Origin of the sequence: Luteimonas sp. 9C (genome assembly GCF_902506295.1) — a bacterium.
In the GTDB taxonomy this organism is placed as follows: domain Bacteria; phylum Pseudomonadota; class Gammaproteobacteria; order Xanthomonadales; family Xanthomonadaceae; genus Luteimonas.
This window is the reverse complement of sequence record NZ_LR733312.1, coordinates 877,590-891,965: the sequence shown is the minus strand read 5'-3', so window position 1 is coordinate 891,965 and position 14,376 is coordinate 877,590. Positions and strand designations below refer to the sequence as shown.

Genomic DNA, 14,376 nt, shown 5'->3' with positions numbered 1-14,376 from the left:
GGGCGCACATTATGCGCAGGCGCCGGGCACGTGGGGCATGACAGCACATGATGACAGTCTCTAGGCGGCGCCGGCCAGCCGCGCGGCTTCGGCCAGATCGACCGACACCAGACGGCTCACGCCAGGCTCGCGCATGGTCACGCCGCTGAGCTGGGAGGCCGCTTCCATCGTCGCCTTGTTGTGGCTGACGAACAGGAACTGCACCTGCTCGCTCATCTCGCGGACCATCGCCGTGAAGCGGCCGACATTGGCTTCGTCGAGCGGCGCGTCCACCTCGTCGAGCAGGCAGAACGGCGCGGGATTGAGCTGGAAGATCGAGAACACCAGCGCGACCGCGGTCATCGCCTTCTCGCCGCCGGACAGCAGCGAGATGTTGGACACGCGCTTGCCGGGCGGCCGCGCCATGATCGCCACGCCGGTGTCGAGCAGGTCCTCGCCGGTCAGTTCCAGATACGCATGGCCGCCACCGAACAGGCGCGGATACAGCGCCTGCACGCCGGCGTTGACCTTGTCGAAGGTGTCCTTGAAGCGGCCGCGGGTCTCGCGGTCGATCTTGCGGATCGCCTCTTCCAGGGTCTCCAGGGCGGAGTTGAGATCGGCGTCCTGCGCGTCGAGATAGTCCTTGCGCTGCGCGGCTTCGGCGTGTTCCGCGATCGCGGCGAGGTTCACTGGCTCCAGACGGCGCAGGCGCGCATCGAAGTCGGTGACGATCTTTTCCCAGTCCCTGGCATTCGCCGATGCCTCGAGACCGTTCAACACGTCGTCGACGACGAATCCGCCTTCGACCACCTGGGCGGCCAACTGGTCGGCCGCGATCACCAGCGCCTGCTGGTCGAGCCGGCGCTGTCCGATCGCCTCGCGCTGGGTCAGCGCCTGCGCATCGCGCTGCTGGCGCACCTGCTCGAACGTGCGCAGTTCGTTGTCCACGCCTTCCAGCGCGGAGCGTGCTTCGGCCAGCGCGCGTTCGGTGCGCACGCGCGCTTCGAGTGCGACCTGACGCTGCTGCTCCAGCGTGTCGACCGGCGCATCGCCGGTCGCCAGCTGCGCCGACAGCTCGCCGAGACGATTGTCGATCTGGCCCCGCTGGCCGCCCATGCGCGCGAGCGCCTGGGTCAGCGAGCCGATCTGGGCGCGTTGCGACTCGAGCGTCAGCGCGAGTGCGTGCGCGGTGTCGCGCGATTCGCGCGCGGCCGCTCGCAGCTGGTCGCGGGCGTCCACCAGGCCGCGCCGCTCGGCGTCGAGCGCGGCGCGCGCGGCTTCGAACTCGCCCATGCGCTCGACCGCGTCTTCCAGTCGGCCGCGGGCATCGCGCGCCTGCTGGGCGGCGGTATCGAGCGTCTCGTGCAGCTGGGCGAGATCGGTATCGATGCGCTCGATCCGCGTGCGCGCCGCCTCCACACGACCCTGCTGGCTCTGGACCTGGCCGGCGAGTTCGGAGACGCCGCGGTGCGCGACGTACAGCGCACGCTGCGCTTCCTCGCGCTGCTGCTCGACGCCGAGCAGCTGTTCGCGGCCCTGCGCAATGCGCGCTTCGAGTGACTGTTCCTGTTCCTGCAGTGCGGCGATCGACTCGCGCAGCGACTGGATCTCGCGCTCGCGCAGCAGCGCGCCCTGCTTCGCCGCGCCCGAGCGCGACACGCGCACCCAGCCGGCGCCCAGCCGCTCGCCGCTGCGGGTGATCACCGAGTCACCATCGCCCAGGCCCGCCTGCAGCGCGCGCGCCTCGGCCAGGGTCTCGGCCACGTGCAGGCGCGCGAGCAGCCGGCGGATCGCCAGCGGCCCCTGCACCTTGGCCGCCAGCGAGGTCGGCGCGAAGGCTTCATCACCGGTCTCGCTCGACACCAGTGCCAGCCGGCTTTCACCCAGTTCGCCCAGCGCATCGACCAGTTCGGCCGGCACGCCCTCGCCTTCGACCAGCACGCCTTCGATCAGCTGGCCGAGCGCGCTTTCGACGGCGAATTCCCAGCCCGAGTCCACGCGCAGGCGCTCGCCGACGCGCGCCGACGCATCCAGGCCCCGCTGGCGCAGCCATTCGACCGCCGCGCCCTGCTCCTGGCCGAGCGCCGCGTTCTGCAGGGTTTCCAGCGACGACAGCCGACCGCGTGCTTCCTGCGCCTGCTTGCGGACGACCGAGAGTTCTTCCTGGGCGCCGCGCTGCGCGTCCTGCAGATCGACCGCCGCGGCCTTGCGCGTTTCCAAATCGTCGCCGAGCGTCTCCAGCGCCGCTTTCTGCTCGTCGTGACGGATCTGCAGGTCGGCGAATGCCTCGCTCAGCGCCTCGAGATCGATGCCGCCGCGTTCGGCCTGCAACTGCTCGCGGCGACGGTCGGCTTCCAGCGACTGCTTGTCCAGGTAGTCGACGCGGGTACGTTCGACATCGCCGGCGCGGGCCGCCTCGCCCTGCTCACGGTTGTGGGTCTCCCAGCGCGTCTGCCAGTCGGCCAGCGCGGTTTCGGCATCGCGCAGCGTGTCCTGGCGCAGGGCATCCTCGTCCTGCAGCTGGGCCAGACGCGGCTCGGCGTCGGCGATGCTCTCGTGCAGGGTGTCGAGCCGGAGCTGGTCCTGGTCGATGTGTGCGCCGATCTCCGCCAGCTGCGCCTGGGCCTCGTCGCGGGCCTTGAGCAGGCGCGCCGACAACTCGCGCTGGTGCTGGATCTGCTGCTCGACGCGGGCCAGCGCGCCACTGACTTCGTAGCTTTCGGCCTGCGCGCGGTTGAGCCCCTCGCTGGCCTCGTGGCGACGCTCGCGGCCGGTTTCCAGCTCGCGTTCGGCCTCGCGCTGCTCGGCGACGATCTGCTCGAGCTTCGTTTCCTCCTGCGCCAGCCCCTCGCGCAGCGCACGCAGGCGCGCGTCGAGCGTGCGCCATTCCAGCGCCTTCCATTCGGCGTCGCGGACCCGGCGCTCGGCCTGGATCGCGGTGTACTGCTCGGCCTGCTTGGCCTGCCGCGCGAGATGCTGCAGCTGCTTGCCGACTTCCTCACGCAGGTCGCTCAGGCGATCGAGGTTCTCGCGGGTGTGGCGGATGCGGGTCTCGGTCTCCTTGCGACGCTCCTTGTACTTGGAGATGCCCGCCGCCTCTTCCAGGTAGACGCGCAGTTCTTCGGGCTTGGCGTCGATGACCTGGCTGATCATGCCCTGCTCGATGATCGAGTAGCTGCGCGGGCCCAGACCGGTGCCGAGGAACAGATCGGTGATGTCGCGGCGGCGGCACTTGGTGCCGTTGAGGTAATAGCCGCTCTGTCCGTCGCGGCTGACGGTGCGCTTGACCGAGATCTCGTTGAACGCGGCGAACTCGCCGGCGATCGTGTGATCGGAGTTGTCGAACACCAGCTCGACCATCGCCTGCGACACCGGCTTGCGCGCGGTCGACCCGGCGAAGATCACGTCGGTCAGCGAGTCGCCACGCAGGCGGCTGGCAGACGACTCGCCCATGACCCAGCGCACCGCGTCGATGATGTTCGACTTGCCGCAACCGTTCGGACCCACCACGCCGGTCATGTTGGTCGGCAGGTGCAGCGCGGTCGGATCGACGAAGGATTTGAAACCGGCGAGCTTGATCGTGGACAGGCGCATGCGGGCTTTGGTGGCCTCTTGGCGCCCGTCAGGGCGCGATGGATGACGGATAGCGTGTCATGCGATACGCGATATTTCCATCGCAAGTGGTTGATTCCACAAGCACGGAGCGCCGCTCGCGCGCGCAAGCGGTCAGTATAGCGAGAGTTCCGGCGCGGCGATTCCCGGCCGGTGTGCCGTTGTCGGACGCACAGGGAGAGCGCTTCCGCGAAGACGCAGGCCTGGCGTCGCGCGGCTCAACCGGTCTGCTGCAGCAGCCGCTCGCCGGTCTCGACATCGAATGCGTGCACGCGGCCGGCCGGAATCGTCAGCGCCAGGGTCTCGCCCGGGACCGGCACACGGTCGGGCGGCAGACGGGCGATCAGGGCGTGTGTGCCCAGGCGCAGGTTGACGAAGACCTCGCTGCCGACCGGCTCCACCACCTCGACCACCGGCGACAGCGATGCCTCGGCGTCCGTCGCGGGCAGCAGATGTTCGGGGCGGATGCCCAGATCGACCGTCCGGCCGTTCCACTCGGCCGGGAAGCCGGCGTCGCCGAGGGCGAGCGTGATGCCCGCGCCTGCGTCGAAGGTCCAGCCGCCCGCAGCCCGGGCCAGTGACCCGCGCAGCACGTTCATCGCCGGGCTGCCCAGGAAGGTCGCGACGAACAGGTTCGCCGGCCGCTCGTACAGCGCCATCGGCGTGTCGATCTGCTGGATGTGGCCGTCCTTGAGCACCACGATGCGCTGGCCCAGCGTCATCGCCTCGATCTGGTCGTGGGTGACGTAGATCATCGTCGTGCCGAGCTTGCGGTGCAGCCGGGCGATCTCGACGCGCATGCCGCTGCGCAGTTTGGCGTCGAGATTCGACAGCGGTTCGTCGAGCAGGAACACCTGCGGCTGCCGGACCAGCGCACGGCCCAGGGCCACGCGCTGGCGCTGGCCGCCGGAGAGCTGGCCGGGTTTGCGGTCGAGCACCTGGTCGAGTTCGAGCACCTGGGCGGCTTCATCGACGCGCGCGGCGATCTCGGTCTTCGACTGGCCGCGCAGCTTCAGGCCGAACGCGAGGTTCTCGGCCACGCTCATGTGCGGGTACAGCGCATAGCTCTGGAACACCATCGCGATGTCACGGTCCTTCGGCGCGACGTCGTTGACCACCCGCTCGCCGATGGTCAGCGTGCCGTCGCTGATCGCCTCCAGCCCCGCGACCATGCGCAGCAGCGTGGATTTGCCGCAGCCCGACGGGCCCACCAGCACCAGCAGCTCGCCATCGGCCACCTCGAACGTCGCGCCGGCCACGCCGACGAATCCGTTGGGGTAGACCTTCCGTACCGCGTCGAACCGCACCTGTGCCATGCACGCTCCCGTGTGTGTCGCAAACCGTCGTGGACCGCATCGTGCCGTCGCCCGCGTGAACCGCGCGCTGTGATGCGATTGCGCTATTCTGGCATGTAATCGTTTCCATTCCAGCCGGCGGATGTGTGGGAGGCACAGCGTGGCGCAACGAACGACCGCATCCATCCAAGCGCGCATCGCGCGCCGCACGTCGACTGACAGCGCTGGACATGTTCCACTCGACGCATCGGTCTCCGGGCGTTGCGATCCGCACGTCTCCGGCGACACACTCCGTGATTCCCTTTCCTGAACCCGAGACGGTCCCGGCGCCCATGCACGACTCCCTGCTGTTGTTCGGCGCCACAGGCGACCTGGCGCAACGCTATCTATTCCCGTCCCTGCTGCACCTGCAGCGCGACCGCTTGCTGCCGGACACCTTCCGCGTGATCGCGATCGCGCGCAGCGAGCACGACGACGCCAGCTTCCGCGACTGGCTGCGCGAGCGCCTGGGCGACGAGTACGACAGTGCGCTGGTCGACGAGTTGCTGCGCCGCATCCAGTACGTGGCGGTGGACCTCGGCGATGCCGATGGGATGGCGGCGGCCCTGTCGCGCTTCGCGGACCGGCCGGCGGTGAGCTACCTGTCGACGCCGCCGAACCTGTTCGCATCCGCCTGCCGCGGGCTCAAGGCCGCGGGACTGCTGGAAGCGCCGTCGCGGCTGGTGCTCGAGAAGCCGATCGGCCACGACCTGGCCAGTGCGCAGGAAATCGACGCCACGTTGAAGTCGGCGCTCGACGAATCGCGGATCTTCCGCATCGACCACTACCTGGGCAAGGCGCCGGTGCAGAACCTGCTCGCGCTGCGCCTGGGCAACACGCTGTTCGAGGCGACGTGGGAACGGCGCTGGATCGAGTCGGTCGACATCATCGTCGCCGAGACCGCCGGCGTGGACGGCCGCGAAGGCTATTACGCCGACTACGGCGCGCTGCGCGACATGGTGCAGAACCACATGCTGCAGCTGCTGGCGCTGATAGCGATGGAGCCGCCGGCGGCGATGGATACCGACAGCATCCGCGAAGAGAAGAAGAAGGTGCTGCGCGCACTGCGGCCGATGTCGCCCGCCGATGCCGCGGCCGACAGCGTGCGCGGCCGCTATGCGCCCGGCGTCGTCGACGGCCAGGCCGTGCAGGGCTTCAAGCACGGCGGTCATGACGACGTGGAAACCTTCGTCGGCCTGCGCGCATGGATCGACAACTGGCGCTGGGCCGGCGTGCCGTTCCGGCTGGTCACCGGCAAGCGCATGCCCTCGCGCACGACCGAGGTCGTGGTGACGTTCAAGCCGGTCACGCATTGGCTCTTCGGGCCGGGCGAGCGCAAGCGCGCGCGTGCCAACCAACTGCGCGTGCGCCTGCAGCCGGAAGAGACGATCGAACTCGGCCTGATGGGCAGCTTGGCCGCGTCCGAATGGGCGGCCAACGAACTGCAGCCGATGTCGCTGGATCTGGCGATGCTGCCACCCAAGCGCCGCATCGCCTACGAACGCCTGATGATCGACGCGCTCAAGGGTGACCAGACGCTGTTCGTGCGCGATGACGAGGTCGAGGCCGCCTGGCGCTGGATCGACAGCGTCAGCGCCGCGTGGCGCGAAGCCGGCACGCCGGTGCGCGACTACCCGGCCGGCAGCTGGGGGCCGGTCGAAGCGCAGCCGTTCCTGCCGCGCACGCTGACCACCCACAACGGACGCAAATCGTGACGGCTGCGCTCGCCCTGCTCGCCGACATCGGCGGGACCAACGCGCGTTTCGCACTCGCCGATACCGCCAGCCCGACGCCGCTGCAGCTCGACACGATCCAGGTCTTCCCGGTCGCCGACTTTCCGTCACTGGCAGACGCGGCCCTGCACTATCTCCAGCAGACCGGTCACGACGGCAAGGCCGCGCTGCCGCGCGCCGTACTCGCGGTCGCCGGTCGCGTCGAGGGCGACAACGCACGCATCACCAATCATCCCTGGGTGATCTCGCGCACGCGCACCCAGCAGCGGCTCGGCATCGAGGACGTCGTGCTGACCAACGATTTCGCCGCCCAGGCGATGGCGATTCCCCTGCTGCAGCCCGGCGATTACAGCGCCATCGGCGGCGTGCCGTGGTCGGTGCCGAAGGATCCGGCCGGCCCGTGCACGTATGCGGTCATCGGGCCCGGCACCGGTCTGGGCGTCGGTGGCCTCGTGATCCGCGACGGCAGGCACTACCCGCTGGAGACCGAAGGCGGCCACGTCAGCTTTCCGCCCGGCACGCCGGAAGAAACCGCCATCCTCGAACGCCTGTCGGCGCAGTTCGGACGCGTGTCCAACGAACGCCTGATCTGCGGTCCCGGTCTGGTCAACATCCACCGCGCGCTGAGCGAAATCGCTGGGGTCGACCCGGGCCCGATGCAGCCTGCCGACATCACCGCGCGGGCAAGGGACGGCGACGCCCGCTGCGCACGTGCGGTGGACGTGTTCTGCGCGGTGTTCGGCGCGATCGCGGGCGATCTGGTGCTGACGCTCGGCGCCTGGGACGGCGTGTTCCTGACCGGTGGCCTGGTGCCCAAGATGCTCGACTCGATCCGCCATTCGGGCTTCCGCCAGCGCTTCGAGCACAAGGGCCGCTTCTCGCCGAACATGGGCCGCGTGCCTTCCGTCGCGGTGCTGCATCCGCATGCCGGCCTGCTCGGCGCGGCTGCGATCGCCACGCGCAGGGCAGCGGCATGACGCCGACCGGCGCCCCGGCCTTTGGCATCGCAGGCGGAATCGGCGACGATGGACGCATGCAGCTGCACGCCTACGAATCGGCGACCCAGTGGACCTGGGGCGCCGCGATCGCGATTTCCTCCGCCATCGCGCGCGACCTGGAGCTCAAGCCGCGCGCGCGCGTGCTGCTCTCGGGTGGCAAGACGCCGGGACCGGTGTATGCGGCGCTGTCGAAATCGCCGCTCGCCTGGGACCGCGTCGATGTCGCGCTGGTCGACGAGCGCTGGCTGCTGCCCGACGATCCCGACAGCAATGCGCGCCTGCTGCGCGAGACGCTGATCCAGAACAAGGCGCAGAAGGCGCGGCTGGAAACCCTCACCCGCGCCGGCCGCCCGTTCGACGAAGCGGTCTCCACCGCCAATCTGCACGCGCGCCAGCCCGCGGGTGTCGTCGTGCTGGGCATGGGCGACGATGGCCATACCGCCTCGCTGTTCCCCGGCATGGTCGATCTCGACGCCGCGCTCGCCGCCACCTCGCCCTATGTCGGCGTCGATGCCGGCGGCAGCCCCGGCGCCGGCACCTGGCAGCGTCGCATCAGTCTGACGCCCGCCGGCCTGACACCTGCGCACACCCGCATCCTGCTGATCCGCGGCGAGAAGAAGCGCGCCCTGCTCGATCGCCTGCTGCAGAGCGACGACGCGACCGAGTTTCCGGCGCGCATCGCCTTCACCACGCCGGGCGCCGCGCTGCACGTCCACTGGTGTCCGTGAGACGCACCCCGTTCGACCGTTGCGCGCAGTGCGATCCGCGCGTCCCCGCCCCGTCCCGGGGCGCCCGTTTCTCACATCGCCGCCGCCCATGAGCCTGCATCCCGCCGTCCAGTCCATCACCGAACGCATCCGCAAGCGCAGCGCGCCCTCGCGCCAGGCGTATCTCGCAGGCATCGCGCGCATGCGCGACGAAGGTCCGCTGCGCGGTCACCTGAGCTGCGCCAACCTCGCGCACGGCTTCGCCGCCTGCGGGCCGGTCGACAAGTCCCGGCTGCGCAACGGGCCGACGGCCAACCTCGGCATCGTCACCGCGTACAACGACATGCTGTCGGCGCATCAGCCCTACGAGCCGTACCCGGAATTCATCCGCGAGACCGCGCGCAGCCTCGGCCACACCGCGCAGGTCGCGGGCGGTGTCCCGGCCATGTGCGACGGCGTGACCCAAGGCCGCGCGGGCATGGAGCTGTCGCTGTTCTCGCGCGACGTCATCGCCCAGGCCACCGCGATCGCGCTGTCGCACGACATGTTCGACAGCAGCGTGTATCTGGGCATCTGCGACAAGATCGTGCCCGGCCTGCTGATCGGCGCACTGGCCTACGGCCATCTGCCGGCGATCTTCATTCCCGGCGGGCCGATGACGCCCGGCGTGCCGAACAAGACCAAGGCCGAGGTGCGCGAGCGCTACGCCGCCGGCGAGGCCACGCGCGAGGAGCTGCTGGAGGTCGAATCGGCGTCCTATCACGGCCCCGGCACCTGCACCTTCTACGGCACCGCGAACTCCAACCAGACCCTGCTCGAGGCAATGGGCGTGCAGTTGCCGAGTGCGGCCTTCATCAATCCCGGCACGCCGCTGCGCGAAGCCTTCACCCGCGAAGCGGTGGAGCGTGCGCTGTCGATCACCGCGCTCGGCGACGACTACCGCCCCCTGGGCCAGTTGATCGACGAACGCGCGATCGTCAACGCGGTCGCGATGCTCATGGCCACCGGCGGTTCCACCAACCACACGATCCACTGGATCGCGGTCGCGCGCGCGGCCGGCATCGTGCTGACCTGGGACGACATGGACGCGCTGTCGCAGGTCGTGCCGCTGCTGGCGCGCGTGTATCCGAACGGCGAAGCCGACGTGAACCGCTATCACGCCGCCGGCGGCAACGCCTATGTGTTCCGTGAACTGCTCGACGCCGGCCTGATGCACGGCGACCTGCCGACGATCGTCGAGGGCGGCATGGCCCGCTACGGCGAGGAGCCCAAGCTCGAGGGCGACCGGATCCGCTACGAGCCGGGCCCGACGGTCAGCGGCGATGCCGGCGTGCTGCGCCCGGTGTCGGCGCCGTTCGAAGCCCAGGGCGGCCTGCGCCTGCTGCGCGGCAACCTCGGCCGCTCGCTGATCAAGCTGTCGGCGGTGAAGCCCGAATTCCGCAGCATCGAGGCGCCGGCCGTCGTCGTCGATGCGCCGCAGGTGCTCAACCGGCTGCACGCCGCCGGCGCCCTGCCGCAGGACTTCGTCGCCGTGGTGCGCTACCAGGGACCGAAGGCCAACGGCATGCCGGAACTGCATTCGCTGGCGCCGCTGCTGGGCATGCTGCAGAACCAGGGCCGTCGCGTCGCGCTGGTCACCGACGGTCGCCTGTCGGGCGCGTCGGGCAAGATTCCGGCCGCGATCCACATGACCCCGGAAGCCGCACGCGGCGGCGCGCTGGCCTACGTGCGCGAAGGCGACATGATCCGCCTCGACGGCGAGGCCGGCACGCTCGAAGTGCTGGTCGATCCGGCCGAGTGGCAGGCGCGCACTGCGGCGGCGGACACCGCGCCCGCGCCCACCGACCACGGCCGCAACCTGTTCGGCTTCAACCGCGCGAACGTGTCGCCCGCCGACCAGGGCGCGCTCTCGATCGCCTGCGGCCCGGCCACCATAGACGGCAGTGCGTGGGAGTACGACGCCGAGTACGACCTCGGCGCGGACCCCGCCGCGCTGCACGCACCACACGACTCCAAGGACGCCTGATGGCCACTGCTTCCACCATGTCCGAGCGCCAGCAGCGCGCAGCCGAGCTCCTGCGTGCTGCCGGCGTGCTGCCGGTGATCACCGTGCACGCGCTCGACGAAGCCCGCGCGATCGCCGATGCGCTGCTCGAAGGCGGTCTGCACACGCTCGAGCTCACGCTGCGCACGCCGGTCGCGATCGACGCGCTGGCGATGCTCAAGCGCGAGCGCCCGGACATCGTGATCGGCGCCGGCACCGTGCTCGATGCCGACCACATCCGCGCGTCGATCGACGCCGGTGCGGATTTCCTGGTCACGCCCGGCACGCCGCCGGCACTGGCCGACGCCCTGGCCGAGGCCGACATCCCCGTCGTGCCGGGCGCTGCGACGCCGACCGAATTCATGGCCCTGCGCGCGCGTGGCTTCCGCAACTGCAAGCTGTTTCCGGCCAGTGCGGTCGGTGGCCTGGCGATGCTCAAGGGTCTCGCCGGACCGCTGCACGACATGCGCTTCTGCCCCACCGGCGGCATCTCGGAATCCAACGCCGCCGAATTCCTGGCCCAGCCCAACGTGCTGTGCATCGGCGGCTCGTGGATGCTCGACAAGGGCTGGCTGGACGCCGGCGACTATGGCCGGGTGCGCGAGACCGCAGCGCGTGCGGCGCAGATCGTGCGCGACGCGCGCGGCTGAGACGGCGCTCCGCCCGGCACAGGGCAGACGCGCGGTGCACGACCGTCGGCCAGGTGGGTGCGTTACACCGCAACGCAGCATGTAACCGGTTCCAGCCGGTGGTAGCGTCCGCTCTCCCTTCGCCTACCCTGCCTGCATGACCCTCCGATCCGGGTGCCACGACTCGCTCGTCCCGACCGCTCGCACCGGCCGCCACACACTGGGCCGGCTGCTGCTCGCCCTGCTCGGCGGCGCAAGCGCTGCCACTGCGGCGGCGTCCCTGCCGCCACGCGCCGACTGGACCGCCTCGGCATCCTCCACCCAGGTCGATGCACTCGCCCCGCAGCACGCCATCGACGGCGACCGCACGACGCGCTGGGGTGGTTCCTTCCTGCCCGGACACTGGTTCCAGGTGGATCTGGGGCAACCGGCCGACGTCGGCGGCGTCGCGATCCTCTGGGACAGCGGCTTTCCGGTGCGCTGGACGCTCGAGACCTCGCTCGACGGCACGCAGTGGGACGTGGCGTACACCAGCACCGATTCGCGCGGCGACACCGACACCCTCGTGTTTCCCGCGCGCGAGGCCCGCTACGTCCGCATCGCCAGCCCGTCGAAATCCTCCGACTGGGCGACGTCGATCTTCGAGTTCGAGCCGCTCGCCGCGGACGCGGCGCCGCGCCTGTCCGGGCTCGCACCCGGCGTGGACGGCGCGACGCTGTTCGCCGTCGACGCGGCGCCGGCCACCGTCGAGGCCGCGGGCGCTGCGCCCGGCACCCGCCAGCTCGAGGTCGCGCTGCCGCGCGCCGACTCTATCGCCGGGCTCGAAGTCTGGTGGGACGGTCCCCGCAACGGCGCGACGCTCGAAGTGCGCGATGCCGACGGTCGCTGGACCGTGCTGGCCGAGGACCCGGGCGGCGACGGCACGCGGTCGTGGCTCGCGGGCGAAGCGCCGCTGGCGCCGACCGCCTTGCGCCTGGTCGTCGGCGAGGTCGAAGGACGTGCGCCGGGCATCGCGCGGCTGCGCCTGCTCGGCCCGAAACAGCTGCTGACACCGACCCGGCGCTACGAGATCGTCGCCTCGCGCACGCACGGCGCGCTGTTCCCCTCGTCGCTGCACCAGCAACAGGTCTACTGGACCGCGCTCGGCATTCCCGCCGGGCGGCAGAAATCGCTGCTCGACGCATCCGGCAACCTCGAGCCCTTCAAGGGCGGCCCGATGCTGCAGGCGGTCTGGCGCGGCAGCGACGGCCGGGCGCGCGTCGCCGACAACGATCCGCAGCGTCGCCATGCCCTGCGCGACCGATGGATGCCGATGCCCTCGGTCGAGTGGCAGGGCCAGCGCGATCTGACGATCCGCAACGAGGCCTTCGCGCTGGAACAGAACGGGCAGCCGGTGACGCTGATGCGCTACCGCCTGCACAACACCGGCCGGCGGCCCGTCGAGGGCACGCTGTCGCTGCTGGTGCGTCCGCTGCAGGTCAATCCGCCGTGGCAGCACGGCGGCTGGTCGCCGATCCGGCAGATCGCGATCGATGAGACCGCCGACCACACCCGCGTGCGTGTCGACGGCCGCACCCTGCTGACCTCGATGACGCCGGTCGGCGCCGCCGGCACCGCGCCGTTCGGTGCGCACGGCGAGACCGAGATCACCGCCGATGCGGCGCGCGGCACACCGCCCGCCGCGCGCGAAGCATCGGACGCCGCCGGGCTCGCTGCCGGCATGCTCGCGTATCCGGTGCGGGTGGCGCCGGGCGCCACGCAGGACATCGTGATCGCATTGCCGCTGGGGAACACGGCGCTCGACCCGTCCAAGGGCGAACTGACGGAACCGCCGGCGCTCGATCTCGCCGCGCTCACCGGCGATGCCGCGACGCCCTCGGAGGCTTTCGACACGCATGCCGCGCGGATCGCCGCCGGCTGGGCGGATCGCTTCAACAGCTTCGACATCCGCCTGCCCGACCAGGACCTCGTCGACATGCTGCGCGCGCAGGCGGCATACATGCTGGTCAACCAGACCGGCCCGGCGATGCAGCCCGGCCCGCGCAACTACAACCGCTCGTTCCTGCGCGACGGCGCGGCGACCGCCACGGCGCTGCTGCGCCTGGGCCAGCCGAAGATCGCGCGCGACTACCTGCGCTGGTACACCGACCACGCGCTCAACCCCAACGGCATGATCTCGCCGATCCTCAACGAGGACGGCAGCATCAACCGCGGCTTCGGCTCGGACATCGAACACGACAGCCAGGGCCAGTACATCCAGCTGGTCGCCGACGTGGCGCGTCTCGATGGCGGGCCGGACACCGTCCGCGAGTACCTGCCGGCGGTGACCGCAGCGATGCGGTTCCTACAGGAATTGCGCGAACGCACGCTGGTGGCGGGTTACATGGGCACGCATCCCTCGCCCGAACGCTTTCGCGGCATCCTCGCGCCGTCGATCAGCCACGAAGGCTATTCCACGCCGACGCACAGCTACTGGGACGATTTCTACGGCATCAAGGGCTGGCACGACGGGGCCTGGCTGGCCGACGCACTCGGCGACGCGGAGACGGCGGCCTGGGCGCGCGAACAGGGACGGTTGCTGTCGGACGCGGTCGCCGCGTCGCTGCGCGCGACCATCGCGTGGAAGGGCATCGACTTCATTCCGTCATCGGCCGATCTGGGTGACAGCGACCCCACCAGCGTGTCGATCGCGCTCGATCCCACCGGCGCGCGGCACGTCTTGCCCGAGCGCGAACTGCGCACCACCTTCGACCGCTACCTGGCCCGGCAGTTCGGCGACCGCACCGCGCCCGATGCGCTGTGGGCCTACACGCCCTACGAACTGCGCAACGTGCTGACCTTCGTGCATCTGGACCGGCCCGGCGACGCGCAGACCGTGCTCGACGGGCTGCTGGCCGACCGCCGCCCGCTGGCGTGGCAGATGTGGCCCGAGGTCGTGCATTCGCGTCCGCGCTATCCCGGTTACATCGGCGACATGCCGCATACGTGGATCGGTGCCGAGTACGTCCGCACGCTGGTCGGCCTGCTGCTGCACGAAGGCGACGACGATCTGCAGCTGTTGCCCGGCGCGCCGCAGGCCTGGCTCGACGGCGACGGCCTGTCGGTGCGGGCGCTGCCGACCGCTTACGGACCGCTGACGATGGCGGCGAAACAGTCCGGCACGCGGCTCGAGATCACGCTCGCGGACGGGCTGCAGGACGCGCTGCCGGTCCAGGTGATCTGGCCGAGCCGCACGCGGCCGAGCGTGGTCATGGTCGATGGCCGCGCGGTGGACGACTTCGACGCGCGTGGCGTGCGCCTGTCGAAGCCGTTCCGGCGCCTCGAAGCGCGCTGGTAGGCC

At 70.6% G+C, this 14,376-nt stretch carries 8 protein-coding genes; 6 read left to right on the top strand and 2 right to left on the bottom strand.

Going from position 1 to position 14,376, the window contains the following annotated elements:
* Nucleotides 1-60: 60 nt before the first annotated feature.
* Nucleotides 61-3,573 carry a chromosome segregation protein SMC gene (gene smc / locus CURTO8I2_RS03855; protein ID WP_159678819.1) on the bottom strand — a complete coding sequence of 1,171 codons (3,513 nt, stop codon included), beginning with the start codon at nt 3,571-3,573 and terminating at the stop codon, nt 61-63.
* 236 nt (nt 3,574-3,809) lie between these two features.
* On the bottom strand, nt 3,810-4,907 hold the full coding sequence (gene ugpC / locus CURTO8I2_RS03850; RefSeq protein WP_159678817.1) for a sn-glycerol-3-phosphate ABC transporter ATP-binding protein UgpC: 1,098 nt from the start codon (nt 4,905-4,907) through the stop codon (nt 3,810-3,812).
* Between the two features lie 311 nt (nt 4,908-5,218).
* Between ugpC and zwf the strand changes: the two genes are divergently transcribed.
* The 6 genes from zwf to CURTO8I2_RS03820 all read left to right on the top strand — a co-directional run bounded on the left by zwf (nt 5,219) and on the right by CURTO8I2_RS03820 (nt 14,373).
* Nucleotides 5,219-6,640 (top strand): glucose-6-phosphate dehydrogenase, encoded by a 1,422-nt coding sequence (zwf, locus tag CURTO8I2_RS03845; RefSeq protein WP_159678815.1) that lies wholly within the window; start codon nt 5,219-5,221, stop codon nt 6,638-6,640.
* Nucleotides 6,637-7,635, top strand: a complete 999-nt coding sequence (gene glk / locus CURTO8I2_RS03840) for a glucokinase (RefSeq protein ID WP_159678813.1) — start codon at nt 6,637-6,639, stop codon at nt 7,633-7,635. The genes zwf and glk overlap by 4 nt, the downstream gene beginning before the upstream one ends.
* 56 nt (nt 7,636-7,691) lie before the next feature.
* The gene (gene pgl, locus CURTO8I2_RS03835; protein WP_159678810.1) at nt 7,692-8,384 is read left to right on the top strand and encodes a 6-phosphogluconolactonase; all 693 of its coding nucleotides are present in this window, start codon (nt 7,692-7,694) and stop codon (nt 8,382-8,384) included.
* Nucleotides 8,385-8,472: 88 nt separating this feature from the next.
* On the top strand, nt 8,473-10,389 hold the full coding sequence (gene edd / locus CURTO8I2_RS03830; RefSeq protein ID WP_159678808.1) for a phosphogluconate dehydratase: 1,917 nt from the start codon (nt 8,473-8,475) through the stop codon (nt 10,387-10,389).
* Nucleotides 10,389-11,057, top strand: coding sequence for a bifunctional 4-hydroxy-2-oxoglutarate aldolase/2-dehydro-3-deoxy-phosphogluconate aldolase (locus CURTO8I2_RS03825; RefSeq protein ID WP_159678805.1), 669 nt, complete (start codon nt 10,389-10,391; stop codon nt 11,055-11,057). Before edd ends, CURTO8I2_RS03825 begins: the two co-directional genes overlap by 1 nt.
* A 136-nt stretch (nt 11,058-11,193) precedes the next feature.
* Nucleotides 11,194-14,373, top strand: coding sequence for a discoidin domain-containing protein (locus CURTO8I2_RS03820; protein ID WP_159678802.1), 3,180 nt, complete (start codon nt 11,194-11,196; stop codon nt 14,371-14,373).
* Nucleotides 14,374-14,376: the final 3 nt, after the last annotated feature.

Excerpts from the sequence above, each read along its gene's own strand:
- smc (WP_159678819.1), bottom strand. The coding sequence starts at position 3,573 with ATGCGCCTGTCCACGATCAAGCTCGCCGGTTTCAAATCCTTCGTCGAT.
- ugpC (WP_159678817.1), bottom strand. The coding sequence starts at position 4,907 with ATGGCACAGGTGCGGTTCGACGCGGTACGGAAGGTCTACCCCAACGGA.
- zwf (WP_159678815.1), top strand. The coding sequence starts at position 5,219 with ATGCACGACTCCCTGCTGTTGTTCGGCGCCACAGGCGACCTGGCGCAA.
- pgl (WP_159678810.1), top strand. The coding sequence starts at position 7,692 with ATGCAGCTGCACGCCTACGAATCGGCGACCCAGTGGACCTGGGGCGCC.
- edd (WP_159678808.1), top strand. The coding sequence starts at position 8,473 with ATGAGCCTGCATCCCGCCGTCCAGTCCATCACCGAACGCATCCGCAAG.
- CURTO8I2_RS03825 (WP_159678805.1), top strand. The coding sequence starts at position 10,389 with ATGGCCACTGCTTCCACCATGTCCGAGCGCCAGCAGCGCGCAGCCGAG.
- CURTO8I2_RS03820 (WP_159678802.1), top strand. The coding sequence starts at position 11,194 with ATGACCCTCCGATCCGGGTGCCACGACTCGCTCGTCCCGACCGCTCGC.